This window comes from Bradyrhizobium sp. Ses1 (assembly GCF_059512365.1).
Map to the genome: position 1 here is coordinate 417,068 of NZ_JCAMOQ010000001.1, position 23,450 is coordinate 440,517.

Annotated in this window: 24 protein-coding genes and 1 pseudogene; 17 read left to right on the top strand and 8 right to left on the bottom strand. The window is 64.9% G+C overall.

The genetic code is table 11. The features are described from left to right. Positions 1-122 precede the first annotated feature (122 nt). A complete protein-coding gene (locus tag AC5ZG5_RS01990; protein ID WP_456640894.1) occupies positions 123-1,097 on the bottom strand; it encodes an NAD(P)H-dependent flavin oxidoreductase in 975 nt (324 codons plus the stop codon). A gap of 130 nt (positions 1,098-1,227) precedes the next feature. Between AC5ZG5_RS01990 and AC5ZG5_RS01995 the strand changes: the two genes are divergently transcribed. Both AC5ZG5_RS01995 and AC5ZG5_RS02000 read left to right on the top strand, forming a co-directional pair. Continuing rightward, positions 1,228-2,115 (top strand): LysR family transcriptional regulator, encoded by an 888-nt coding sequence (locus AC5ZG5_RS01995; RefSeq protein ID WP_456640895.1) that lies wholly within the window; start codon positions 1,228-1,230, stop codon positions 2,113-2,115. Positions 2,116-2,272: 157 nt separating this feature from the next. Further along, positions 2,273-2,788 carry a hypothetical protein gene (locus AC5ZG5_RS02000; RefSeq protein WP_456640896.1) on the top strand — a complete coding sequence of 172 codons (516 nt, stop codon included), beginning with the start codon at positions 2,273-2,275 and terminating at the stop codon, positions 2,786-2,788. 96 nt (positions 2,789-2,884) lie between these two features. On the opposite strand, the gene AC5ZG5_RS02005 is transcribed toward AC5ZG5_RS02000, so the two are convergent. Next, positions 2,885-3,553, bottom strand: a complete 669-nt coding sequence (locus tag AC5ZG5_RS02005) for a DNA-3-methyladenine glycosylase family protein (RefSeq protein WP_130229751.1) — start codon at positions 3,551-3,553, stop codon at positions 2,885-2,887. A 117-nt stretch (positions 3,554-3,670) separates the two neighbouring features. On the opposite strand from AC5ZG5_RS02005, the gene gluQRS reads away from it, so the two are divergent. Then, positions 3,671-4,543 (top strand): tRNA glutamyl-Q(34) synthetase GluQRS, encoded by an 873-nt coding sequence (gene gluQRS / locus AC5ZG5_RS02010; RefSeq protein WP_456640897.1) that lies wholly within the window; start codon positions 3,671-3,673, stop codon positions 4,541-4,543. A gap of 272 nt (positions 4,544-4,815) precedes the next feature. After that, the gene (locus AC5ZG5_RS02015; RefSeq protein WP_456640898.1) at positions 4,816-6,066 is read left to right on the top strand and encodes an ATP-binding protein; all 1,251 of its coding nucleotides are present in this window, start codon (positions 4,816-4,818) and stop codon (positions 6,064-6,066) included. Here AC5ZG5_RS02015 and AC5ZG5_RS02020 read toward each other — a convergent pair. Continuing rightward, on the bottom strand, positions 5,993-6,886 hold the full coding sequence (locus AC5ZG5_RS02020; protein ID WP_456640899.1) for a YihY/virulence factor BrkB family protein: 894 nt from the start codon (positions 6,884-6,886) through the stop codon (positions 5,993-5,995). The two genes, AC5ZG5_RS02015 and AC5ZG5_RS02020, sit on opposite strands and share 74 nt — an antisense overlap. Positions 6,887-7,007: 121 nt before the next feature. Between AC5ZG5_RS02020 and AC5ZG5_RS02025 the strand changes: the two genes are divergently transcribed. The 6 genes from AC5ZG5_RS02025 (at position 7,008) to AC5ZG5_RS02050 (ending at position 11,145) form a co-directional block, all read left to right on the top strand. After that, on the top strand, positions 7,008-7,202 hold the full coding sequence (locus AC5ZG5_RS02025) for a twin transmembrane helix small protein (protein WP_208827699.1): 195 nt from the start codon (positions 7,008-7,010) through the stop codon (positions 7,200-7,202). Positions 7,203-7,252: 50 nt separating this feature from the next. Then, positions 7,253-7,825: a cob(I)yrinic acid a,c-diamide adenosyltransferase gene (locus tag AC5ZG5_RS02030; RefSeq protein ID WP_456640900.1), complete on the top strand. Its 573-nt coding sequence runs from the start codon at positions 7,253-7,255 to the stop codon at positions 7,823-7,825. Between the two features lie 120 nt (positions 7,826-7,945). Beyond that, positions 7,946-8,695, top strand: a complete 750-nt coding sequence (locus AC5ZG5_RS02035) for an electron transfer flavoprotein subunit beta/FixA family protein (protein WP_028163778.1) — start codon at positions 7,946-7,948, stop codon at positions 8,693-8,695. Next, positions 8,696-9,646 carry an electron transfer flavoprotein subunit alpha/FixB family protein gene (locus AC5ZG5_RS02040; protein ID WP_130229358.1) on the top strand — a complete coding sequence of 317 codons (951 nt, stop codon included), beginning with the start codon at positions 8,696-8,698 and terminating at the stop codon, positions 9,644-9,646. A gap of 243 nt (positions 9,647-9,889) precedes the next feature. Further along, positions 9,890-10,771 carry a 3-hydroxybutyryl-CoA dehydrogenase gene (locus AC5ZG5_RS02045; RefSeq protein WP_028163776.1) on the top strand — a complete coding sequence of 294 codons (882 nt, stop codon included), beginning with the start codon at positions 9,890-9,892 and terminating at the stop codon, positions 10,769-10,771. A gap of 185 nt (positions 10,772-10,956) precedes the next feature. Beyond that, complete coding sequence (locus AC5ZG5_RS02050; RefSeq protein WP_028163775.1) at positions 10,957-11,145, top strand: putative motility protein; 189 nt, start codon at positions 10,957-10,959, stop codon at positions 11,143-11,145. On the opposite strand, the gene tlpA is transcribed toward AC5ZG5_RS02050, so the two are convergent. Then, positions 11,142-11,819, bottom strand: coding sequence for a thiol:disulfide interchange protein TlpA (tlpA, locus tag AC5ZG5_RS02055; protein ID WP_496138672.1), 678 nt, complete (start codon positions 11,817-11,819; stop codon positions 11,142-11,144). The genes AC5ZG5_RS02050 and tlpA overlap by 4 nt on opposite strands. A 121-nt stretch (positions 11,820-11,940) precedes the next feature. Between tlpA and argH the strand changes: the two genes are divergently transcribed. The 4 genes from argH (at position 11,941) to AC5ZG5_RS02075 (ending at position 15,613) form a co-directional block, all read left to right on the top strand. Further along, entirely contained in the window at positions 11,941-13,338 is a 1,398-nt protein-coding gene (argH, locus tag AC5ZG5_RS02060; protein ID WP_456640902.1) for an argininosuccinate lyase, read from the top strand. 92 nt (positions 13,339-13,430) lie between these two features. Then, a complete protein-coding gene (gene lptM / locus AC5ZG5_RS02065; protein ID WP_028163772.1) occupies positions 13,431-13,700 on the top strand; it encodes an LPS translocon maturation chaperone LptM in 270 nt (89 codons plus the stop codon). Between the two features lie 7 nt (positions 13,701-13,707). Then, positions 13,708-14,973 (top strand): diaminopimelate decarboxylase, encoded by a 1,266-nt coding sequence (gene lysA / locus AC5ZG5_RS02070; protein ID WP_130229354.1) that lies wholly within the window; start codon positions 13,708-13,710, stop codon positions 14,971-14,973. Positions 14,974-15,385: 412 nt separating this feature from the next. Further along, entirely contained in the window at positions 15,386-15,613 is a 228-nt protein-coding gene (locus AC5ZG5_RS02075) for a hypothetical protein (protein WP_028163770.1), read from the top strand. A 167-nt stretch (positions 15,614-15,780) separates the two neighbouring features. Here AC5ZG5_RS02075 and AC5ZG5_RS02080 read toward each other — a convergent pair whose 3' ends face one another. Both AC5ZG5_RS02080 and AC5ZG5_RS02085 read right to left on the bottom strand, forming a co-directional pair. Then, positions 15,781-16,680, bottom strand: a complete 900-nt coding sequence (locus AC5ZG5_RS02080) for an NAD(P)-dependent oxidoreductase (RefSeq protein ID WP_456640903.1) — start codon at positions 16,678-16,680, stop codon at positions 15,781-15,783. 228 nt (positions 16,681-16,908) lie between these two features. Then, positions 16,909-17,261 (bottom strand): annotated as a pseudogene (locus tag AC5ZG5_RS02085) (carboxymuconolactone decarboxylase family protein); the annotation flags it as partial. 253 nt (positions 17,262-17,514) lie between these two features. On the opposite strand from AC5ZG5_RS02085, the gene AC5ZG5_RS02090 reads away from it, so the two are divergent. Beyond that, complete coding sequence (locus AC5ZG5_RS02090) at positions 17,515-20,115, top strand: TIGR02302 family protein (RefSeq protein WP_456640904.1); 2,601 nt, start codon at positions 17,515-17,517, stop codon at positions 20,113-20,115. Positions 20,116-20,301: 186 nt separating this feature from the next. On the opposite strand, the gene AC5ZG5_RS02095 is transcribed toward AC5ZG5_RS02090, so the two are convergent. Next, a complete protein-coding gene (locus AC5ZG5_RS02095) occupies positions 20,302-20,679 on the bottom strand; it encodes a response regulator (RefSeq protein ID WP_028163766.1) in 378 nt (125 codons plus the stop codon). 35 nt (positions 20,680-20,714) lie between these two features. After that, positions 20,715-21,572, bottom strand: a complete 858-nt coding sequence (locus tag AC5ZG5_RS02100; protein WP_456640905.1) for an MJ0042-type zinc finger domain-containing protein — start codon at positions 21,570-21,572, stop codon at positions 20,715-20,717. A gap of 203 nt (positions 21,573-21,775) precedes the next feature. On the opposite strand from AC5ZG5_RS02100, the gene ftsE reads away from it, so the two are divergent. Both ftsE and AC5ZG5_RS02110 read left to right on the top strand, forming a co-directional pair. Then, entirely contained in the window at positions 21,776-22,435 is a 660-nt protein-coding gene (gene ftsE, locus AC5ZG5_RS02105) for a cell division ATP-binding protein FtsE (RefSeq protein WP_130229349.1), read from the top strand. Next, positions 22,428-23,399, top strand: coding sequence for a cell division protein FtsX (locus AC5ZG5_RS02110; protein WP_028163763.1), 972 nt, complete (start codon positions 22,428-22,430; stop codon positions 23,397-23,399). Before ftsE ends, AC5ZG5_RS02110 begins: the two co-directional genes overlap by 8 nt. Positions 23,400-23,450 lie beyond the last annotated feature (51 nt).

Genomic DNA, 23,450 nt, shown 5'->3' on the forward strand with positions numbered 1-23,450 from the left:
GGGGTGAGGAGCTCTCTCCGCGAATACGATGACAGAGACATTCGCGGAGGCAGCCCCTCACCCGAAATTCAAGCGCAGCTTGAATTTCGACCTCTCCCCGCGAAGAGCGGGGCGAGGTGAATTCATGCGCTCGCGCGTCTCTGGAAGTCGCTGCTTGCTTCGGTGAATTCCGTCTTGAGCCGCTCCACCAGTTCGGCGACCGGCGGCGCATCCGTGATCTGGCCGATGCCCTGGCCCGAACCCCAGATGTCGCGCCACGCCTTGGCCTTCATGTTGCCGCCGGAGCCGAAGTTCATCGTCGACTTGTCGGCAACAGGCAGATTGTTCGGATCGAGACCGGCGGCCACGATCGACGGTCCGAGGTAGTTGCCGTGCACGCCGGTGAACAGGTTCGAATAGACGATGTCGTGGGCGCCATGTTCAGTCAGCGCCTGCTTGTAGCGCGGATCGGCATTGGCTTCCTGCGTGGCGATGAAGCGAGTGCCCATGTAGGCGAGATCGGCGCCAAGCGCGAGCGCGGAGGCGATGCTCCAGCCGTCGGAGATCGCGCCCGACAGCAGGATGGTGCCCTTGAACCATTGCTTGACTTCGCGCACCAGCGCGAACGGCGACAGCGTGCCGGCATGCCCGCCGGCGCCGGCGCAGACCAGGATCAGGCCGTCGACGCCCTGCTCGGCGGCTTTCCGTGCATGCTTGACGTTGATGACGTCGTGAAACACCACGCCGCCATAGGAATGCGCGGCCTCGACGATTTCCGACGGCGGCCGCAGCGAGGTGATGATGACAGGAACCTTGTGCTTCACGCAGGTTTCCATGTCCCGCATCAGCCGGTCGTTGGAGGCATGGCAGATCTGGTTCACCGCGTAGGGCGCGACCTTCTTGTCCGGATGTCGCGCCTTGTACTCGCCGAGCTCGTCCTCGATCTGCGTCAGCCATTCGTCGAGCTTCTCGGCCGGCCTGGCGTTCAGCGCCGGAAACGAGCCGACGATACCGGCCTTGCACTGGGCGATCACGAGATCGGGCCCTGACACGATGAACAGCGGCGAGCCGACCACCGGTAGTTCGAGACTATTGGCGAGAAAAGCGGGCAGCGTCATTCCTGGGTCCTCCGGTGCCTGCGGCATCTTGATCTTGACGCTGTCAATATAGGGCTGGACGAAGCGGTGGCGCTGTTCAATATTGAACAGTCGTTTCAGCAGAAATGAACAGGCTATGCGAGGCTGCCGGATGGATTGGGACCTGTGCAAGACCTTCGTCGCCGTCGCGGACACCAGGAGTTTCGCCGGCGCCGCACGCCGCCTGCGCGCCAGCCACCCGACCATCGGCCGCAAGATCGCGGCGCTGGAGAAGCAGCTCGGCACCCGCCTGTTCGCGCGCTCCAATGACGGGTTGTCGCTGACCTCGCAGGGCCGCAAGTTTCGCGAGCATGCCGACGCCATGGCGGCCGCAGCGCTGCGCGCCGAGGTCGCGGCGTCCGCAACCGGCGAACAGGCGAGAGGCGTCGTGAAGCTGTCGATCGGTGCGACCTTGGCCGCGCACTGGCTGATGCCGCGGCTGGGGCCGTTCCTGCGCGATCACGACCGTATCCAGCTCGAGATCATCACCCATCCGTTTCCGGCGAGCGTGCGCCGCCGCGAGGCCGATGTGGTGCTGCGGCCGGTCGATGCCGGCGAGGAAAACCTGATCGGCCGCAGAATAGGCCGGCTCGGCACCGGGTTCTACGCCTCGCGCGACTATGCCGCGCGGCGCAAGCTGCCGGAGCGGCGCGAGGAGTGGCGGGGTCACAGCGTGATCGGTTTTGCCGACCAGGCGTCGAACGCGCATCTGGCGCGCTGGAGCGACTTCATTACGCGGCAGGGAACGGTGGTGATGCGCTGCTCGTCGCAAGGCGACATGCTGGCCGCCGCGCGCGCCGGGCTCGGCATCTCGGCGCTGTCCTGCTTCGTCGCCGAGAGCTGCCCGGACCTGGTGCGGGTCGCGCCGCAGAAGCTCGGCAGCGTCTCCGACCTCTGGCTGCTCGCGCATCCCGACCTGATCGAACTGCCCGCCGTCCGCGCCGTGACCAGCTTCGTCACCGCCTGTGCCCGCGAAGACCGCATCAGGCTGCGCGGCTAGTGCCCCGTAGCCCGGGTGGAGCGCAGCGCAACCCGGGACATCTGCATCAACATTGACGATCGGTCCCGGGTTACGCTGCGCTTCACCCGGGCTACGGGCCTGTCCAGAGAACTTTCGCCGCCCGCCGCGCTTGTCAAAGGACATGAGGCTCACAATCATGCGCCGACGCTCTGTAAGCGTTACAGTCAACGACAAGATGCAGCGGGGGTACCGCTACGTCCTCACCGAACCTGCCGGACGCAATTTCGATCCGGAATTTCGTCCCGAACTCACACCGAAGCAGCTGCTGGCCCTCGGCATCTTCTGCGGCAAGTACATGACGGACTGCCGCAAGGAATTCCCGGCGAGCTGGTTTGCCGGCGCCCGGCTTTCGCCTTCGAGACGCGACTGCTCGCTGAACTACTTCGGCGTCAACGCGAGCCAGCCTCTTTCGGTCTGGCGACAGAAAGGATGGATCCACCCCGACGATCCGCGCGGCTGGTTTCAGTGGTATTGCCGCTATTACATGGGCCGTCGCATATCGATGGAGGATGCGCGGCAGATCAGGCGCTGGAAAGCGATCCGGCGACATGTCGCGCAGATCAAGCGCAGTTGCGAACCCGGTGATCTGACCTGCAGGCCACGGCAACGCCAAGCGTTGCTCCATTGGGCCTACGACAGCCGAAAACTGTGACGAAGCCCCGTAGCCCGGGTGGAGCGAAGCGCAACCCGGGGACACCAGTATCGACGTTTGCCGCCGGCCCCGGGTTACGCTTGCGCTTCACCCGGGCTACGATCCTGCGCTCGTTTTCGCGCCGGCAATCACGCCTTCGCGCTTCTTCAGCACACGGTAATAAGCCCACCACAGATGCGCCGCGGCGCCGCGCAGCGGGCGCCAGGGCTCGGCCAGCGGCGCCATCTGCTTTGCCGTCGGCCGTTCCTTCAGTCCCAGCCCGATCTTGACCGCTTCCTGCACGGCGAGGTCGCCCGCCGGCCAGGCGTCGCCGTGGCCGAGGCAGAACAACAGATAGATGTCCGCGGTCCATGGTCCGATGCCGGGCAGCGCGGTCAGCGTGTTGTGGGCGATGTCGGCGTCTTCGTTCGCGAGCACGTCGAGGTTCAGCCGCTCGGCGGCGAGCTCGCGCGCGATGTGCTTCAGTGTCTTGATCTTCGCCGCCGACAGGCCGAGCCGGCCAAGCCGGTCGGCGCGCGCCTTGCTGATCGCATCATGATGAAAGGGATCGAATGCCTTGCTGACCCGGCCCCAGATCGCCGCGGCGCTCGCGGTCGAAAGCTGCTGGCCGCAGACGATCGCGGCAAGCCCGGCAAAGCCCGGCTCGCGCTGCCGCAGCGCCGGCATGCCGGTGATCTCCAGGACTGGCCTCAGCCGCTTGTCCTGCTTCACAAGAGTTTTGATCGCGTCTTCGAGGTCCGATTGGGTTTCGAAGTGGATGAGCATGGAGGAACAGTCTCGTCGCGTCATGCGCGGGCTTGACCCGCGCATCCATCTGCTATCGATAAGAGTCCTAGAGGATGGATTGCCGGGTCAAGCCCGGCAATGACGAATTCCAATACAATGTCGCCACCCGTTTTCCGATTCGCGCCGAGCCCGAACGGTTATCTCCATCTCGGCCACGCTTTTTCGGCGTTGTTGAATTTTGACCTCGCGCGCGAGTCCGGGGGACGCTTCCTGCTGCGGATCGAGGACATCGATCCGACGCGCTGCCGCGCGGAGTTCGAGACTGCGATCTACGAGGACCTCGCCTGGCTCGGCATCGCCTGGGAGACGCCGGTGCGGCGGCAGTCGGAGCATCTTGACGCTTATCGCGAGGCGGTCGAGCGATTGACCGCCGAGGGCCTGCTCTATCCGAGCTTTGAAAGCCGCGCTGAGATCGCGCGCCTGGTCGCCGAGCGCGAGGCGGCAGGACCATGGCCGCGCGATCCGGATGGCGCGCCGCTCTATCCGGGCGCCGCGCGATCGCTGCCGGCGCCGGAGCGGCGGCGGCTGATCGAGTCGGGGGCGCCTTACGCGCTGCGGTTGAACATGGCGGCGGCTCGCGCGCGGGTGAAAGATCTGAGCTGGGCCGAACAGGGGGCGGGACCTGCCGGCGAGCACGGAACCGTCATCGCCCGGCCGGAGGCGTGGGGTGACGTCATCCTAGTGCGCAAGGAGACGCCAACCAGCTATCACCTCTCGGTCGTGATCGACGACGCCCTGCAAGGGGTGACTGACGTTATCAGGGGGCAGGACCTGTTCTGGTCCACCAGCGTGCACCGGCTGCTGCAGGCGCTGCTCGGCATCGCTTCGCCGGCCTACCGGCACCACCGGCTGATCCGCGATTCGGTCGGACAGAAGCTGTCGAAGTCGACCAAGGCAACCGCCTTGCGGGAACTGCGCGCCGGCGGTGCGACGCCCGCTGATATCCGCCGTCTGGTGGGGCTACCCTAGGTGCTTCACCTCTCCCATTGGGAGAGGTCGGATCGCATCGCAAGATGCGATCCGGGTGAGGGGTCCTGCACTCTCGTGGGACCTGATCCCCTCACCCGCGCCGTCGGCGCGACCTCTCCCCGATGGGGAGAGGTGGTCCTCGCGGCCAGATCGAGCTCAACCAAACGGCCTCAGCCCACTTTCGCGTAATGGCGCCGTCGCCCAAAAGGTCTCCGTGACACCCACCACCCTCGCATGCCATTCTGCCGGCCGGGGCAGGGTTCACGGGAATCATGGCGGCAAGATCGCGCGTTGGGCGCACCATTCGGCATCCCAAGAAGACGCCGTCGCGGAAGCGTGTCTTGAAGGCGGCAAAGGCACGCCGCGGACGCGCGCCTGCCAAGGCGGGCCCCGGCGTGGTCGAGACCGCGCTGGCGGCCTTCGCGCATGAGGTGCGCACCCCGCTTACCGGTATTCTCGCGATCAGCAACCTGCTTGCGACCTCCGACCTCGACGAGCGCGAGCGGCGCTGGGTCGATACCATCCAGGCCGGCGCCGAGCATCTGGCCAGCCTTGCCACCCTGTTCGTCGATGCCGCGCGAAGCCGTGGGCCCGGCCTTGAGATCCGGCAGGATTTTTTCGACCTGGGCACGCTTGCCCGCAACGCCGGGAATTCACTCGCCGGGCGGGCGGCGGCCAAGGGCCTGCAGCCCTCGGTCGATATCTCCGAAAAGCTGCCCGCCTTCGCCGTCGGCGATCCCATTCGGCTGCGTGCGGCGCTGGAGAACCTGATCGACAACGCGGTCAAATTCACCGAGCGGGGAACAGTCGCGTTCGAGGTTACGCCGACGCGCGCCGCGAAAGGCAAGGTCGGGGTCGCCTTCGCGGTCTCCGACAGCGGCATCGGGCTTTCGCTCGCCGAGATCAAGCGCCTGTTCCGTCCGTTCTCGCAGGCCAATGTCCGGGTCGCCTCGCGCTTCGGCGGCGCAGGCCTCGGCCTATCCTCGGTCAAGCAGCTTGCGCGGGCGATGGGCGGCGACATCGTCGCCAGGCAGCGGCGGGGCGGGGGCACCACCTTTACGCTGACGATCGTGCTGGCGTCCGCCGGCGAACCGGCCGCATCCAACGGCGATGCCGGGAGCGACGTCCCGGCCGGGTCGCCGCGCGCGCTCCGGCTGCTCAGCGTCGAGGACAATCCGTTCGGCCGCGTCGTGCTCAACACCATCCTCACCGAGCTCGGCCATCAGGCGGAGTTCATCGGCGATGGAGAAGCGGCGCCGGAGCGGCTTCAGCAGGGCGCCTTCGACGCCGTGCTGATGGATATGGTGCTGCCCGGCATCGATGGGGTGGAGGCGATCAGGCGTATCCGCGCGCTTCAGTCGCCGCTTGGCCGCATTCCGATCATCGGGATTTCCGGCCGCAGCGAGGACGAGGCGGCATCGCGGGCGGCCGGCGCCGACGCGTTCCTGGTCAAGCCTGTGAGTCCGCGTGCTTTAGCGACTGCGCTGCTTGAAGCGATACGCCCTTCGGCAGGCGCGACTTGATGATCGCCGCATTCAATTCGCCGCCATAGACGAAGATCGCGGCGATGAAATACAGGAACACCAAAGCGATGATCACCGACGCGAGCCCCGCATACATCGTGACATAGTTCTTGGCGAAGCGCGCCAGGTACTGGCCGAACACGATGCCTGATATCAGCGAGGCCACCATGGTGAAGATGATGCCAGGCAGGATCTGCAGGAAATTACGGCGCCCCGCCGGCAGCCAAGCATGCAGGATGAACAGCGCAACGGTCAACGCCGTGATCGTGATGCCGTAGCGTGCAATGTTGAGGATGCGCTCGTTGCTCTCGACGAAGAACGGAATGTAGTGCCGTGCCGTCTCGAGTATCAACGGACCGAGCACGATCAGGAACGCCATCGCGAGCGAGGTGATGGCGGCGATCAGGGTGTAGCCGATCGATTCAAGCCGGAGCCAGTACCAGCGGCGCCGCTCGGGGACGGCGTAGGCGCGGTTCAACGCCACCCGCAGCGCCTCGACGCCATTGGAGGCGAAATAGACCGCGAGCGCCGCGCCGACGGTGAGGATGTCACCGCGCGTGGTCGTCAGGACGTCGTGGACCTGGCTGGACAGCGTGTCGGCGACTTGTTTGGGCCAGGTCTGCAGCAGCAGGCTCGCGGCCTGGTCGGCCAGTTCCTTGGAGCCGAAAAAGCCGGCGAGGGAGGTCAGCACGATCAGGAACGGGAACAGCGCCATCAGGGTCGAGAGCGCGATATGGCTCGCAATCGCCCAGCCGTCGTCGGCGAGGAACGTGTAGAACGCATCCATCACGACGTGGTAGACGTACCGAACCTGCTTCACTTCCCACCCTGATCCGGCCAGCCGAGGCCGCACACCAGCTTCCGATATAATCGCGCCAAACGCCAGATCGTTGCACTTGCCCTATGTGGCGCTTCAGATATCGCGGTGTTATGTAGCGCAGATGGCATCGTTCTTAAGTACGTTCATCCTCCCGATCGCGGTCGGCGCCGTCGGGATAGTCCTGTTGCTCGGTCTCGCCAACATGATGCGCGGCGGCTCGCCGAACACCTCGCAGAAATTGATGCGGCTGCGCGTCTTGCTGCAGTTCGTCGCCATCGTAATCGCGATGCTCGCGGTCTGGGCGATGGGGCGCTAGTTCTTACCTCTCCAAAAGGAAGAGGTGGTCGCAAATACCGGAGCTGGAACATGGTCGTGCTCAACAAGATCTATACGCGCACCGGCGACGACGGTACGACGGCGCTCGGAAGCGGCGAGCGGCGAGCGAAATATGATCTGCGCGTCAGCGCCTACGGCACGGTGGACGAGACCAATGCCGCGATCGGCGTGGTGCGGCTTCATCTTGCGGATAATCCCGCGCTCGACCGCATGCTCGGTCTGATCCAGAACGATCTGTTCGATCTTGGCGCCGACCTCGCGGTGCCCCAGCGCGAGGGCAAGGCGGAGCGTTTGCGGATGCTGGCGAGCCAGGTCGAGCGGCTCGAGCGCGACATCGATACGCTCAATGCCGAGCTGGCGCCGTTAACCTCGTTCGTACTTCCCGGCGGTACCCCGGCGGCAGCCTATCTGCACCTCGCCCGTACGATTTGCCGCCGGGCGGAACGGATGATGGTGGAACTTGCGGCCAAGCCGGATGAGCCAGTCAGCGAGGCTGGCATCCAATATATGAACCGCCTGTCGGATTTCCTGTTTGTCGCCAGCCGTTTCCAGAACGACAAGGGTGCCGGTGATGTGTTGTGGGTGCCGGGCCAGAACCGCTAGAATGGGTCTGAGATCCACGGGGCCGATTTTTGGCTTTCGCGCGTTGACCGCCGATAGCGGGACCTTTAGGTTCCGCGCCCAAGCCAATCAACCCCCTAATTTCAAAGCGAAAGAGGATCGATGAAGGTTCTTGTGCCGGTAAAGCGGGTCGTCGACTACAACGTCAAGGTCCGCGTCAAGAGCGATGGATCGGGCGTGGAGCTCGCCAACGTCAAGATGTCGATGAACCCGTTCGACGAGATCGCGGTCGAGGAAGCGTTGCGGCTGAAGGAAGCCGGCAAGGCGACCGAGGTTGTGGTGGTGTCGATCGGCCCGGCGCAAGCCTCCGAGACCATCCGCACCGGCCTTGCGATGGGCGCCGACCGCGGCATCCTGGTCAAGGCCGAGGGCACGGTGGAGCCGCTCGCAGTGGCCAAGCTCCTGAAGTCGGTGGTCGAGGCTGAGAAGCCCGGCCTCGTCATCCTCGGCAAGCAGGCGATCGACGACGATAGCAACCAGACCGGCCAGATGCTGGCCGCGCTGCTCGGCTGGTCGCAGGCGACGTTCGCCTCCAAGCTCGAGGTCGAAGGTTCTGACTTCAAAGTCACGCGCGAGGTCGACGGCGGCCTGCAGACCGTGAAGCTGAAGGGCCCGGCGATCGTCACCACCGACCTTCGCCTCAACGAGCCGCGCTATGCTTCGTTGCCCAACATCATGAAGGCGAAGAAGAAGCCGATCGACGAGAAGAACGCCGCCGATTACGGCGTCGACCTCACACCGCATCTCGAAATCCTCAAGACTTCGGAACCGGCAGGCCGCAAGGCGGGCGTCAAGGTCAAGGACGTCGCCGAACTGGTGTCGAAGCTCAAGACCGAAGCCGGGGTTCTCTAAATGACGACATTGCTGATTGCCGAACACGAACACGAGAAGCTGAAGGACGTCACCAACAAGGCGCTGACCGCGGCGACCCAGTTGGGCGGCGACGTGCATGTGCTGGTCGCCGGCGGCGGGGCGGGCACCAAGGCTGCGGCCGAAGCGGCGGCGAAGCTCGCCGGCGTCAAGAAGGTGCTGGTGGCCGAAGGCGAGGCCTATGCGCACGATCTCGCCGAGCCGCTTGCCGCGCTGATCGTCTCGCTGGCGCCGTCCTATGACGCGATCGTTGCGCCCGCGACCTCGCGCTTCAAGAACGTGATGCCGCGCGTCGCGGCCCTGCTCGACGTCATGCAGGTCTCCGAGATCATCAAGGTGGTCGCGCCTGATACCTTCGAGCGTCCGATCTACGCCGGTAACGCGATCCAGACAGTGAAGTCCAAGGACGCCAAGAAGGTGATCACGGTCCGCACCTCAACCTTCGCCGCGGCGGGCGAGGGCGGCAGCGCCTCGGTCGAGTCCGTGGCGGCTGCGGCCGATCCCGGTCTCTCCAGCTTCCTCGGCGAGGAGGTCGCCAAGAGCGATCGTCCGGAGCTGACCTCGGCCAAGATCATCGTTTCCGGTGGCCGCGCCATGCAGAGCCGGGAAAATTTCGCCAAGTACATCGAACCGCTGGCCGACAAGCTCGGTGCCGGTGTCGGCGCCTCGCGCGCGGCGGTCGACGCCGGCTATGCCCCGAACGACTGGCAGGTTGGCCAGACCGGCAAGGTGGTGGCGCCGGAACTTTATGTCGCGGTCGGCATCTCCGGCGCGATCCAGCATCTGGCTGGCATGAAGGATTCCAAGGTGATCGTCGCGATCAACAAGGACGAGGACGCGCCGATCTTCCAGGTCGCCGATTACGGCCTGGTCGCCGACCTCTACCAGGCGGTTCCGGAGCTGACCGAAGCGCTCGGCAAGCTCGGAAAATAAGCAAAGAGAACACCGGCCGGATGGTACGGCCCCGGCCGGTGTTCTTGTTTTTGAATGGCGTTTTTCGGCGAAGCAGGTACCTTTCGCCCGTAGCATGATCCGTACCCGGAGCGCCGCGTCGGCGCTAAGTGGGCGCCGGTTTACGAAAAAGATCATGCGCAAACGTAAGACTTGTCGGATATTGGGGACGTAGTAGGGGACTTGGGCGAGGCGCGATGGACGCGCTGTCCCGGTGGTGACAACATGACGGTCGCAATCAAGAAGGTCGGCGTAATCGGCTCGGGCCAGATGGGTAACGGCATTGCCCATGTGGCGGCGCTTGCGGGCTTCGACGTGCTGCTCAACGACATTTCCGCCGATCGCGTGAAATCGGCGCTCGCAACCATCAACGGCAATTTGTCGCGCCAGGTGGCCAAGAAGTCCATCACCGAGGAGCAGCGCAAGCAGGCGCTGTCCCGGATCGTCGCGACTGACAGCCTCGACGAACTGGCGGATTGCGATCTTGTGATCGAGACCGCGGTCGAGAAGGAAGAGACCAAGCGGAAGATCTTCCACGATCTCTGCGCGGTCCTGAAGCCGGAGGCGATCGTCGCCTCCAACTCCTCCTCGATCTCGATCACGCGGCTCGCCGCCTCCACCGACCGCCCCGAGCGTTTCATCGGTATTCATTTCATGAATCCGGTGCCGCTGATGGAGTTGGTCGAGCTGATCCGCGGCATCGCCACTGATGATGCGACCTTCGACGCTGCCAAGACGTTCGTCGGCAAGCTCGGCAAGCAGGTCGCGGTATCGGAGGATTTTCCGGCCTTCATCGTCAACCGCATCCTGCTGCCGATGATCAACGAGGCGATCTACACGCTCTACGAGGGCGTCGGGAATGTCGAGGCGATCGACGCGGCGATGAAGCTCGGTGCCCACCATCCGATGGGCCCGCTGGAGCTCGCCGATTTCATCGGACTGGACACCTGTCTGTCGATCATGCAGGTGCTGCATGAGGGGCTCGCCGATTCAAAATACCGGCCGTGCCCGCTCTTGGTGAAATATGTCGAGGCCGGCTGGCTCGGCCGCAAGACCCAGCGCGGTTTCTACGACTACCGCGGCGAGAAGCCGGTCCCGACGCGCTAACTTGTCGTTATTGCCGGGCTTGACCCGGCAATCCATCCCTAAAAAACGACTCATGTGAAGATTGATGGATACGCGGGTCAAGCCGCGTATGACATGCCATGATCGGGGCCGGCTGGCGCCCGACATATCCAGCTTTCATTAACCCCCCGCCGCCTATGGTGCGCCCGAATTGGGGAGTACCGCGTATGGATATGATGAGCATGGTCTCGGGCATTCTGGCCATGCAGGCCGGCGGCCTGCAGTCGCAGATTCAGACCTCGATCATCAAATCCAATGCGGACGCCGAGAAATCCGCGGTCCAGACGCTCCTGGGTGCCCCGTCGACGGCCAATCTGGCGCCGGGCGTCGGCGGTAATCTGAACGTCGTTGCCTAAATCCCTGCCGCGGCCGGCTGTACGGCGGCCGTGATCAGCTTCACGGCGTCATCGCTGGCCCATTCGGCCGGACCCGCAATGGTCGCGATCTCGCAGCCGTTGCCGTCGATGAGCATCGAGGTGGGCATCCCAAGCGCCTTGCCTATGCTCTTAAGGTCCTGGAAAACCTTGGCTTTCACATCACTGAAATAGCCGAGCCGGGTCAGATTGGCGTCTTTCAGGAAATTCTTAGGCTTGTCGAAGTCGCGGGTGTCGATGTTGATCGCCACCACCTCGAAATCCTTGCCGCCGAGCTTGGCCTGCAGCGCGTCCAGCGCCGGCATCTCCTTGCGGCAGGGTACGCACCAGGTGGCCCAGAGGTTCACCAGCACGGTCTTGCCGCGCCAGTCCGACAGCTTCCTCGGCTTGCCCTCGGCGTCCTCGAAGGCGAGGTCCGGGACCCGCAAGGGTTTCGTCGCCATCGTCAGCGCGGCGAGCTCGCCGTGTGCCAGCGGGCCGAGCTTCTTCGCCAGATCGACCGCGCCATTGCAGGCCGGATCGCCGGCCGGGCCGCGGCCCATCAGCCCGCCAAATCCGGAGACGCCGGCATAGCCGATCAGCGCACCCACCAGCACCGCGCCGATCACGAGCGGGATCCGGCGCGTTGCGCCACGGGACGGGGGAGTTTCGGGCATATCGTTTGTCATTCCGCGTCAGATATGGCTAAGCAGGGCCCGCGCCGGTGGCCGGTTCGGTTTTGACGGTCGGGCGATCAAGGGCAGGCCTGAAGTTTTAAGAAGTCGTGAGCGAGCAATCATGAGCAACAAGATGTGGGGCGGTCGGTTCTCCGAACGTCCCGACGCGATCATGGAGGAAATCAACGTCTCCATCGACGTCGATCGTCACCTTTACGCCCAGGACATTGCTGCGTCCAAGGCCCACGCCGCGATGCTCGCCGCGCAAGGCATCATCACCGCGTCTGATGCGAAAAATATCGGCAAAGGTCTAGACACGATTTTGTCAGAAATCGACAAGGGATCGTTCGATTTCAAGCGCGCGCTCGAAGATATCCATATGAACGTCGAGAGCCGCCTGTCCGAGCTAATCGGCCCGGCCGCCGGACGGCTGCACACCGCGCGCTCCCGCAACGACCAGGTTGCGACCGACTTCCGCCTCTATGTCCGCGACACGATAGATGAGACCGACGCGGCGCTGGCCGCGTTCCAACAAGCGTTGGTCGAGCGCGCGCTGGAACATGCCGGAACGGTGATGCCGGGCTTCACCCATCTGCAGACCGCCCAGCCCGTGACCTTCGGGCATCATCTTCTCGCCTATGTCGAGATGGCGGCGCGCGACCGCGGCCGCTTCGCTGATGCTCGCAAGCGGCTGAACGAATCGCCGCTCGGCGCCGCGGCGCTCGCCGGCACCTCGTTTCCGATCGACCGGGCCGCGACGGCAAAAGCGCTCGACTTCGACCGCCCGATGGCCAATTCGCTCGACGCCGTCTCCGACCGCGATTTCGTCCTGGAAACCCTGTCGGCTGCCGCGATCACGGCTGTGCACCTGTCGCGTTTTGCGGAAGAGATCGTGGTCTGGACCTCGCCGCTGGTGGGCCTGGTCCGCCTCAGCGACAAGTTCACCACCGGCTCCTCCATCATGCCGCAGAAGCGCAACCCGGATGCGGCGGAACTGGTGCGCGCCAAGACCGGCCGCGTGATCGGCGCGCTCACCGCGCTCCTGATCGTGATGAAGGGCCTGCCGCTCGCCTATCAAAAGGACATGCAGGAGGACAAGCAGGGCGCGATGGAGGCCTTTGCCGCGCTCTCGCTCGCGATCCGCGCCATGTCCGGCATGGTCGAAGACCTCGTGCCCGACGAGGGGCGGATGAAAGCCGCGGCCGGCGAGGGCTATGCCACCGCCACCGACCTCGCCGACTGGCTGGTGCGGACGCTGAAAATGCCGTTCCGCGAGGCCCACCACGTCACCGGCCGCATCGTGGCGCTGGCTTCGCAGCAGGCCGTCGCCCTGCACGAACTGCCGCTGAAGGCGATGCAGGAGGTCGAGCCGAAGATCACTGCCGACGCGCTGAAGGTGCTCTCGGTCGAATCATCGGTGAAAAGCCGCATCAGCTACGGCGGCACCGCGCCGAAGAACGTGCTTTCCCAGGCGAAGACCTGGGCGAAGCGGCTGGAAAAAGAGCGAAAATTTGGCTGAACGACAAATTTCGCTGCAATCTCATGGTTATCCGGGGGCTCGCCAGAGCAAATCAATGTTTGTATGGTGCGGTCCGCATTGGGGATTTCGTCGTGACCAGTAACCACCGCCTGACCCGGTCGGGATGGGCTCTCATCCTTGTCGGCGTTGCCGCGCTGACGCTCGGCGGCTGCGGACGCAAGGGACCGCTCGACCTGCCGCCGACCGCGAGCTCGGCGCAGACGCCGGCCGCGCCGCAAGATACCGAGACCCAGCGGGCAGCCCAGCCCAGCCTGTTCAATCCGAACTACGGAACGGATGCGCCGCCGGCTGCGGCCAAGGGTCGTCAGCGATCCTTCGTCCTCGACCCGCTTCTCGACTGAGCGCGCCATGAATCATTTCGACTATCGCGACGGCGTGCTGCACGCCGAAGCCGTTGACCTGTCCAGGCTTGCCGAGACCGTGGGCACGCCATTCTATTGCTATTCGACCGCGACCTTGGAGCGCCACTACCGGGTGTTCACCGAAGCCTTCGCCGGCGAGAAGGTGCTCGTCTGCTACGCGATGAAGGCGAATTCCAACCAGTCGGTCCTGCGCACCTTGGCAAAGCTTGGCGCCGGCGCCGACGTAGTCTCGGGCGGCGAATTGAAGCGAGCCCTTGCCGCGGGCATTCCACCCTCGAAGATCGTCTTCTCCGGCGTCGGCAAGACCGAGGCCGAGCTGCGCGCCGCGCTTTCCGCCGACATCCTCTGCATCAATATCGAATCCGAGCCTGAGCTTGAACTGCTGTCGCGGCTTGCGGCCGAGATGGGCAAGACCGCGCGCATTTCGGTGCGCGTCAATCCTGACGTCGATGCCGGGACGCATGCCAAGATCTCGACCGGCAAGTCCGAGAACAAGTTCGGCATCCCGATCTCCCGTGCGAGAGACGTCTATGCCCGCGCGGCGAAGCTGCCGGGCATCGAGGTGCGCGGGGCCGACATGCATATCGGCAGCCAGATCACCGATCTCAGCAAGATGGAGACGGCGTTCCGGATCCTCGCCGAATTCGTCCAGACCTTGCGCGCCGACGGCCACAACATCTCGCATATCGATTTCGGCGGCGGCCTTGGCATTCCCTATTACATGGACCGCGAGGCGCCGCCGGCACCCGACGCCTATGCCGCGATGGTGAGGCGCGTGACGCATAACCTTGGCTGCACGCTGATGTTCGAGCCGGGGCGGATGATCGTCGGCAATGCCGGCATCCTCCTCACCCGCGTGATCTATGTGAAGCATGGCGATGCCAAGAACTTCGTCATCATCGATGCCGCGATGAACGACCTGATCCGACCGACGCTGTACGAAGCGCATCACGACATCCTGCCGGTGCGGCAGGCCAAGAAAGACGCGCCGATGATGGTTGCCGACGTGGTCGGCCCGGTCTGCGAAAGCGGCGACTATCTCGCGCTCGACCGTTCGCTGCCCGAGCCCAAGCCCGGCGATCTCCTGGCGATCATGACCGCCGGCGCCTATGGCGCGGTGCAGTCCGGCAGCTACAACACCAGGCCCCTGGTGCCGGAAGTGCTGGTCAAGGACGATCAGTATGCCATCGTGCGCCCCCGCGTCGACGTCGAGGCGCTGATCGCGATGGACAAGCCCGCCCCGTGGCTGTGAGTGGCGATCGGGAATTAATGCATTTAAATTCCCGTCGCGATTTAACAGGTTTATAATTCAGCTTAACGATTGAAAAATCCGCGCGACAGCGGGAGTTTTCAAATAATCGGGCCTCCCGGACGAATTCCCGGTGCAGTGCGGAGGCTTGGGGAGCCGTTTTGGGCTCTGACGGGCGCCGCGCAGCTTTTGCCTTAACAGAACGGTGATCACACCATCTCACAGCCGCGGAGCGGTGCCCGCTGCTTGTCGGTGTGACTGATAAGTCTCGAAGAGGGCGTAGTATTTTCACTTTCTGCCCCAGATGCCTGCGTCATTTTCGCATGCCTGCCATTTAAATATTAAATCTTCATTGACAGATATTTAAATTCGAGTGAGATTAATATTATCAAATGCGGCTGAGCGGGGTGTAACAATGTCATTGCCAGGCTGGGTTCTCGCGATTTTCCTCTTGATGGCGGCGGCGGTGCCCGCCGGTGTGTACTTCACGGCCACGCTGTTCTTCCCTCCCGACCAGGTCTACACCTATGTCGGCCAGGGAACATATCGTGGTGCGCCCGGCCCAGCCGCTGGCGCTGGCCTTCCCTTTCTCGTCGCTGCAGGCGTCTATTGGTACGTCAGGCGCCGCCGCAACTCGAAATAGCGCTTGCGCGATAGGCGCCACAAAAAACGACCGGCACAAAACACTTTCGTTGAATGCAGAAAGACCGCCGAGAGGCGGTCTTTCTTTTGATTCAAACATCACCTTGTTCAGCGTCGTCCCGCGAAAGCGGGGATCCATAACCACAGGCGTTTGGGGTGTGCTCCGCTTCAACCGCTTGCTCGCGCGCCACCGACCACGACGCCCGCCGCTTTCTCGACCGGCTTGATCGCGGAGGTGAAATCGGAGTCCGGTCCCGTCTCGCGGATCACGGTTTCCCAGAGGCGGCCGACGGCCTCGGCGACTTCCATCGACAGGCCGAGCGACTTCATCTCGTCCAGGCACAGCCGCACATCCTTCACCATCAAGCCGGTGGCGAAGCCGAAATCGAACGTGCGCGGCAGCACCGAGCGCGGAAACTTGTCGCGGCTCGCCGTATTCATGCCAGAGCCCGCATTGATGACATCGATCATCACGGCCGGATCGAGCCCGGACTTCACGCCCATCACCACCGCTTCCGAGGTCGCAACCATCGCAGTCGCCGACAGGAAATTGTTGGCGAGCTTCATCGTCTGGCCCGAGCCCGGCTTCTCGCCGATGAAGAACACCTTGCCGATCACGTCGAGCGCGGGTTTCAGCACCTCGTAGTCCGCGCGCGGACCGGAGACCATCACCGCCAGCGTTCCTTTCTCGGCGCCGCCGACGCCGCCGCTGACGGGGCTGTCGATCTGCACGATGTTGCGCTTCGCCAATAGGTCATGGATGCGCACCGCCATCTGCGAGCCGACCGTTGAGAGATCGACGAAGCGCTTGACGCGCTCGCCCTCGATCACGCCGCCGGCACCGGTCGCGACCTCGAGCGAGGCCTGCAGCGAGGGCAGGCTCGCCATCACGGTCTCGACCCGGTCGGCGATCGCCTTCGGCGAGGACGCCGCTTGCGCGCCGCGCGCGGTCAATCGCTCGACGGCCTCCTTGCGCGTATCGAACACGGTAAGTTGATGCCCGGCCTCGACCAGCCGGCGCGCCATCGGAAAACCCATGTTCCCGAGGCCGATGAATCCAATTTCCATGGTGTTTCCTTTATCGTTGTTTGCATCGTTATTTGTGAGATCGTTGCGGCGAAACAGCACGCCACACACTCACTGTCGTCCCGGACTTGACCCGGGACCCATAACCCCAGGGAGAAGTTGTGGCGTCGGCCGGTGGCCCCAGTTTTCGCAACCACATCCGCCTGTGGTTATGGGTCCCGGCTCGCGCTTCGCTTGGCCGGGACGACGGCGGAGAAGGCGTTGCGCCTTATCGATCTCGGCGAATACTTCGCGCGCGATACGAAAGCTGTCGACGGCGGCGGGCATACCGCCATAGATCGCGACCTGCATCAGGATCTCGCGGATCTCTTCGCGGGTGACGCCGTTGGTCAGCGCAATTCATGCGGCCGGTTCAGGATCGAGATCATGGCGATGTCGAGCATGCTGCGGGTCTTGCGCGGCAATTCCTCGCGGCCCCATACCGAGCCCCAGCAATATTCGTTGAGCAGGTCCTGGAACGGCTTGTTGAAGCTGTCGACGTTCTTGAGCGCGTTGGAGACATAGGCCTCGCCGAGCACGGCCTTGCGGATTTCCAGGCCTTTGTCGTGCGTCTTTTGGTCCATAACGTTTCCTCATGCAGTTCAGAGAGCATGATCCGGAAAGATGGAAACCGGTTTTCCATGCCCGAACAAAAATGAGATCATGGCCCGATTTCGGCTCATGATCTGGGGTTGTGGCGGCGACGTTACGGGGTCGCTCACGCGCAGTCACGCCTTCGTGTTATGCGTAATTCCACGTGTGGGTTGCCGGAACGGAACGGGTGCCTCATTGCCGCCCTTGTGGTAAGGTGACGTGTCGGGCAACCCGGAGATTTTATTGAGCGGCGACCCCACTGAACCCGCGCGCGAGCATAACGCCGTCGCGCGGCTAAAATTGAACGAAGCCCTGCAGCGGGCACAATACGCGATCGCGTGGGAGCGCGTATGGCCGCATCTGGCCCGGTTTCTGACCGTCATCGGATTGTTCCTGGTCGTCTCCTGGGCGGGACTCTGGCTGGCGCTGCCGCTTGCGGTGCGTCTCGTCGGTGTGGGCCTGTTCGCGGTGCTGGCGCTCTCCGCGCTGTTTCCGCTGGTTCGCTTCCGCTGGCCGACGCGCGAGGAGGGCTTGAGCCGGCTCGATCGCGGCACCGGCATCCGCCATCGCCCGGCGACCGCGCTGAGCGATACGCTCACGAGCCAGGACCCGGTCTCGCAGGCGCTGTGGCAGGCACAGCGCGAGCGCACGCTGGCCTCGCTCAAGCGCATTCGTGCCGGCCTGCCGTCGCCCCGGCTTCCGATCCATGATCCCTGGGCCCTGCGGGCGTTGGTGATCGTGATGCTGGTCGGCACCTATATCGCCGCAGGCGATGAGCGTTCTCTCCGTTTCGCCTCCGCCTTCGATTGGAATGGCGTGCTGGCGCCGACCAATATCCGGGTCGATGCCTGGGTGACGCCGCCGAACTATACCGGCAAGCCGCCGATCATCCTGTCGTCGGCGAACCGGGAAGCGGCTGCCGCCGAGAGCGGGCCATTGGCGGTTCCCGCCGGCAGCACGCTGCTCGTGCGTTCCAGCGGCGGCAATATCGACGTCGTGGTCGGCGGCGGCGTGACCGAGGTTGCCCCGACCGGCGAGGCGCCGAAGGGCACCAACGAGCGGCATTTCAAGATCGCTGGCGACGGCACCGCGCATGTCCGCGCGCCGGCCGGCCAGCCGCTGTGGCGTTTTACCGCAACGCCTGACCGTCCGCCGTCGGTCGCCCTGGCCAAGGATCCCGAGCGCCAGGCGCGCGGCTCGTTGCAATTGTCCTACCGGCTCGAGGACGATTACGGCATCACCGAAGCGCGCGCGCAGTTCGTCGCGCGTCCGGGCGAGGCGCCGAAGGACCCCGGGAATGCCGGAACCAGGACGGCAGAGGTGCGGCCGCTGTTCGAGCCGCCGCAATTCCCGCTCGTGCTGCCGAACGCGCGCACCCGCAATGGCGTCGGCCAGACCGTCAAGGATTTGAGCGAAGACCCCTATGCCGGCGCGGATGTGACGCTGACGCTGACGGCAAAGGACGAGGCCGGCAATGAGGCCAAGAGCGAACCGTTCAACATGCGCCTGCCGGAGCGGTTGTTCACGAAACCGCTGGCGCGGGCACTGATTGAGCAGCGCCGCATTCTCGCGCTCAACGCCAACAAGAACGCCGATGTCTACGCCGCGCTGGACGCGCTGTTGATCGCGCCGGAAATGTTCACGCCCGAGGCCGGCACCTATCTCGGCCTGCACAGCGTGGCGCGGCAGCTCGAGGCCGCCCATACCGACAACGCGCTGCGCGAGGTCGTCGCCAGCCTGTGGGCGCTTGCCGTCACCATCGAGGACGGCAACATCACCGACGTCGACAAGGCGCTGCGCGCGGCGCAGGACGCCTTGAAACAGGCGCTGGAGCGTGGCGCGAGCGACGAGGAGATCAAGAAGCTCACCGACAATCTGCGCGCGGCGCTGGACAATTTCATGCGCCAGCTCGCCGAGCAGTTCCGCAACAACCCGCAGCAATTGGCGCGCCCGCTCGATCCCAACGCCAAGGTCCTGAGCCAGCAGGACCTGAAGAACATGCTCGACCGCATGGAACGGCTGTCGCGTTCCGGCGACAAGGACGCGGCAAGGCAGTTGCTCGATCAGCTCCAGCAGATGCTGGAGAACCTGCAGATGGCGCAGCCCGGCCAGAGCGGCGACAACGACATGGAGCAGGCGCTGAACGAGCTCGGCGACATGATCCGCAAGCAGCAGCAGTTGCGCGACAAGACCTTCAAGCAGGGCCAGGATTCGCGGCGCGACCGCATGCGCGGCAAACAGGGCGATCAGTCCATGGGCGACCTGCAGCAGGATCAGCAGGCGCTGCGCGACCGGCTGCAGAAGTTGCAGGAAGAGCTCGCCAAGCGCGGCATGGGTCCCGGCCAGCGCGGCGAGAAGGGCCAGCGCGGCCAACAAGGACAGCAGGGCCAGCAAGGCCAGCAAGGTCAGGGCGGCCAGGAGGGCGATCAGGGCGACGGCGAGGACGGGCTCGATCAGGCCGATTCCGCGATGGGCGATGCCAGCGGCCGACTTGGCGAAGGCAATGCCGATGGCGCGGTGGACTCGCAGGGCCGTGCGCTGGATGCGCTGCGCAAGGGCGCGCAGAGCCTCGCCGAGGCGATGCAGCAGGGCGAGGGCGAGCAGGCCGGCGACGGCCCCGGCAACCGCGTCGGCCGGCAGCAGAGCGGCGGCAACCAGACCGATCCGCTCGGGCGCCCCTTGCACGGCCGCGAGTTCGGTGACGACTACACCGTCAAGATCCCCGGCGAGATCGACGTGCAGCGCGTGCGGCGAATCCTGGAAGAACTCCGCCGCCGCCTCGCCGACCCGTCGCGGCCGCAGATCGAGCTCGACTATCTCGAGCGGCTGCTGAAGGATTATTGAGGCTCCGCGCGTAATGACGCGACGTGCGGCTCCCACACACAGCTGTCGTCCCGTCGAAAGACGGGACCCATAACCACAGGCCGTTGTTGTAGGCTTCGCCGCAACTGCTTGCTCGCGCCACAACACCTCCCTGTGGTTATGGGTCCCGGGTCAAGCCCGGGACGACGGAGAGAGCCCCGCGCAACCCTACGCCACCTTCCGCGCCGACAGCGCATCCGCCACCGCCGTGCGGATATCGGCGACCGAGAACGGCTTGGTCACCACGTCGTGCACGATCGCATTGAGGCCGGAGGCGCGCTCGCGCTGATCGGCAAAGCCGGTCATCAACAGGATCTTCAACTCCGGAAAGTCGCGCGCGCTGGCGAGCGCCAGTGCAATGCCGTCCATGACAGGCATCTGGATATCCGTGAGCAGCAGATCGAAGGCGCCTTGCTCCCGCGCCAGTATTTCGAGCGCGGCGGCGCCGTCCTGCGCGGTGACGGTCTCATGGCCGTCCATGGCGATGGCGCGCGCCACCAGCGAGCGCATCGAATCTTCGTCGTCGGCGATCAACACCCGCGGCATCGAGCTAACCTCCTTCGCAAGACACGTCTCGTATTCTAAGCCTTGCCGCCGGCCGCCAAATCCCGCTTGTTGAAGAAGCGGATATCGATGTCGCGCCCTTCCGGGGGCGGCGAGGCAAGGCGGGACTTGAAAAAGGCGCGTTCGCCCGGCTTCAGCACCGGCTGCTCCAGCACCGTGTTCCACGCATAAATCTCTGCGCCCTGCGCGTCCCGGACCGCAAAGCGCAACCGCGGCAGTTCCACCGGCTTTCGGGTCTCGCCGACGATCATGCCTTCGATCACCAGCACCGGCTTGCCGTCCACTGTCTCGTGACTGACTTTGACGTCCTTGAACGCCACCCCGCGCAGGTTCACCTCGAGCCCGGCCAGCCGGTAGAACAGCGCGGTCTGCGGCAACAGGCGCACGACGTCGCCGCGCCACACCACCAGCGCCACGATCAGCGCCGCCATCGCCGCGCAGGCGGTGGGCAGGCTCGTTGCGGGCATGCGGATGCGGGGCAGGGTGGGCAGTCTGAACAGTCCTGGCAGCCGGCGGCGGGGTTTGGCTTCGGCATCTACGTGAGCCTCGGCGTCTTCCCGGGCGACCGACGGCCAGTCCTGCCGGTCTGCATCGTCCGCCGGCCAGTCGGCCGAGATCGAGGGGCTGTCGACGACAGGCGTGCGCTCTTCCTCCTCCTGCCGCGCCATCGCCTCCCATTCCGCGGCGGCATCGCACGCGGCGGACCTGTTCGCCGCCGCCATCGCCGGCATCGGCGCCGTGATGTCGACGGCATCCTCCGGCCGCGCCAGCCAGACTTCCCTGCAGCGGGAACAACGCACCGTACGCCCGGCCGGACCTAACGTCTCCAGCTTGATCGCATAGGATGTTGTACAATGCGGGCAAACGATATGCATGGAGCCCAATCCCCACCATGGATGCGCCGGGATGCTACAAGGCGACCGTTAACGAATCGGAAACCATAACCGAAGCACAAACGCTTTGTTCGGCCCGTCGGCCCAGCCGGAAGCGGGCGCGAGGATTGAGCCAAGGTTCGAGGTTCCCGGCCGCCGCCCCAGTTGAACCCAACGTCCAACCCAATGTCGAGCGGAGCTAGAGCTTGGTTCGGTTCGAAAATGTCGGATTGCGTTACGGACTGGGCCCGGAGATTCTGCGCGACCTCAGCTTCGCCGTCCCCGCTCATTCCTTCCAGTTCCTCACCGGCCCGTCGGGCGCCGGCAAGACCTCGTTGCTCAGGCTCTTGTTCCTGTCGCTGCGGCCGACGCGCGGATTGGTGAATCTGTTCGGCAAGGATGTTTCGCTGCTGAGCAAGGACCAGATCGCAAACCTGCGCAAGCGCATCGGTATCGTGCTGCAGGACTTTCGCCTGCTCGACCACATGACGACCTATGAGAACGTCGCGCTGCCGTTCCGCGTGATGGGCCGCGACGAATCCAGCTACCGGCGCGAGGTGATCGATCTCTTGAAATGGGTCGGCCTCGGCGAGCGAATGGATGCGCTGCCGCCGATCCTCTCGGGCGGCGAGAAGCAGCGCGCCGCGATCGCGCGCGCGGTGATCTCGCGGCCGCAACTGCTGCTGGCGGATGAGCCGACCGGCAGCGTCGATCCGACGCTCGGGCGGCGGCTGCTTCGCCTGTTTATCGAGTTGAACAAGTCCGGCACCGCCGTGATCATCGCGACCCACGACATCACGCTGATGGACCAGTACGAGGCGCGGCGATTGGTGCTGCACCAGGGACGGCTGCACATCTATGAATAAGATCGGCCGAGAGCATGTGCCGCTCGTCGACCTCGGGCATGAACGCCCGCAGGTGTCGGCGAACGCGCGCAACATGTCGCCGATCGTGCCGCGCGCCTCGATCTCCGGCCGCGCGCTGGTCGCTGTCGTGGCGATCATGACCTTCCTCGCCTCGATGACCACGGGCACGGTGCTCCTGGTCAGCGCATCCGCAGCCGAGTGGCAGTCGGAGGTCGCAAGCGAGATCACGATCCAGATCCGCCCGGCTCCCGGCCGCGATCTCGATCGCGACACATCAGCGGCGGCGGAGGCGATGCGGACGCAAGGTGGGATCGTCGAAGTCCGCCCGTTCAGCAAGGAGGAATCCGCAAAACTGCTCGAGCCCTGGCTCGGCAGCGGATTGTCGATCGAGCAATTGCCGGTGCCGCGCGTCATCGTGGCGCGGGTGCAGCCCGGCGGCACGCCCGACCTCACAGCGCTCCGAGCGCGGGTCACGCAGGCCGCCCCCGGCGCCAGCGTCGACGATCATCGCGCCTGGATCGAGCGCATGCGCTCGATGAGCGGCGCCACCGTGTTCGCCGGCATCGGCATTCTGGCCCTCGTGATCATCGCGACGATCATCTCGGTCTCCTTCGCCACGCGCGGCGCGATGGCCGCCAACCGGCCGATCGTCGAGGTGCTGCATTTCGTCGGCGCCTCCGACAGCTACATTGCCAACCGTTTCCTGCGGCACTTCCTGATGCTGGGCCTCGAGGGCGGGCTGATCGGCGGCGGCGTCGCGATGCTGTTCTTCGGCTTCTCTGAATCGATCGCGAGCTGGTTCTCGGGCACTCCGGTCGGCGACCAGTTCGCAGCCCTGCTCGGCACCTTCTCGCTGCGGCCGTCCGGCTATCTGGTGCTGGCGCTGCAGGCGGTATTGATCGCCGCGATCACGGCCTGGGCCTCACGGCGGACGCTGTTCGCCACGCTCGATGATGTCGACTGATGGAACGGCCGGACTCCACTTCGCCCGAAAACGCACTAAAATTGCGTCCGG

Excerpts from the sequence above, each read along its gene's own strand:
- AC5ZG5_RS01990 (WP_456640894.1), bottom strand. The coding sequence starts at position 1,097 with ATGACGCTGCCCGCTTTTCTCGCCAATAGTCTCGAACTACCGGTGGTC.
- tlpA (WP_496138672.1), bottom strand. The coding sequence starts at position 11,819 with ATGCCCGAAACTCCCCCGTCCCGTGGCGCAACGCGCCGGATCCCGCTC.
- AC5ZG5_RS02030 (WP_456640900.1), top strand. The coding sequence starts at position 7,253 with ATGGTCGTGCTCAACAAGATCTATACGCGCACCGGCGACGACGGTACG.
- gluQRS (WP_456640897.1), top strand. The coding sequence starts at position 3,671 with ATGTCGCCACCCGTTTTCCGATTCGCGCCGAGCCCGAACGGTTATCTC.
- AC5ZG5_RS02040 (WP_130229358.1), top strand. The coding sequence starts at position 8,696 with ATGACGACATTGCTGATTGCCGAACACGAACACGAGAAGCTGAAGGAC.
- lysA (WP_130229354.1), top strand. The coding sequence starts at position 13,708 with ATGAATCATTTCGACTATCGCGACGGCGTGCTGCACGCCGAAGCCGTT.
- AC5ZG5_RS02025 (WP_208827699.1), top strand. The coding sequence starts at position 7,008 with ATGGCATCGTTCTTAAGTACGTTCATCCTCCCGATCGCGGTCGGCGCC.
- AC5ZG5_RS02110 (WP_028163763.1), top strand. The coding sequence starts at position 22,428 with ATGAATAAGATCGGCCGAGAGCATGTGCCGCTCGTCGACCTCGGGCAT.
- AC5ZG5_RS02100 (WP_456640905.1), bottom strand. The coding sequence starts at position 21,572 with ATGCATATCGTTTGCCCGCATTGTACAACATCCTATGCGATCAAGCTG.
- AC5ZG5_RS02095 (WP_028163766.1), bottom strand. The coding sequence starts at position 20,679 with ATGCCGCGGGTGTTGATCGCCGACGACGAAGATTCGATGCGCTCGCTG.
- argH (WP_456640902.1), top strand. The coding sequence starts at position 11,941 with ATGAGCAACAAGATGTGGGGCGGTCGGTTCTCCGAACGTCCCGACGCG.
- AC5ZG5_RS01995 (WP_456640895.1), top strand. The coding sequence starts at position 1,228 with ATGGATTGGGACCTGTGCAAGACCTTCGTCGCCGTCGCGGACACCAGG.
- AC5ZG5_RS02015 (WP_456640898.1), top strand. The coding sequence starts at position 4,816 with ATGGCGGCAAGATCGCGCGTTGGGCGCACCATTCGGCATCCCAAGAAG.
- AC5ZG5_RS02035 (WP_028163778.1), top strand. The coding sequence starts at position 7,946 with ATGAAGGTTCTTGTGCCGGTAAAGCGGGTCGTCGACTACAACGTCAAG.
- AC5ZG5_RS02045 (WP_028163776.1), top strand. The coding sequence starts at position 9,890 with ATGACGGTCGCAATCAAGAAGGTCGGCGTAATCGGCTCGGGCCAGATG.
- AC5ZG5_RS02050 (WP_028163775.1), top strand. The coding sequence starts at position 10,957 with ATGGATATGATGAGCATGGTCTCGGGCATTCTGGCCATGCAGGCCGGC.
- AC5ZG5_RS02005 (WP_130229751.1), bottom strand. The coding sequence starts at position 3,553 with ATGCTCATCCACTTCGAAACCCAATCGGACCTCGAAGACGCGATCAAA.
- AC5ZG5_RS02000 (WP_456640896.1), top strand. The coding sequence starts at position 2,273 with ATGCGCCGACGCTCTGTAAGCGTTACAGTCAACGACAAGATGCAGCGG.
- AC5ZG5_RS02075 (WP_028163770.1), top strand. The coding sequence starts at position 15,386 with ATGTCATTGCCAGGCTGGGTTCTCGCGATTTTCCTCTTGATGGCGGCG.
- AC5ZG5_RS02080 (WP_456640903.1), bottom strand. The coding sequence starts at position 16,680 with ATGGAAATTGGATTCATCGGCCTCGGGAACATGGGTTTTCCGATGGCG.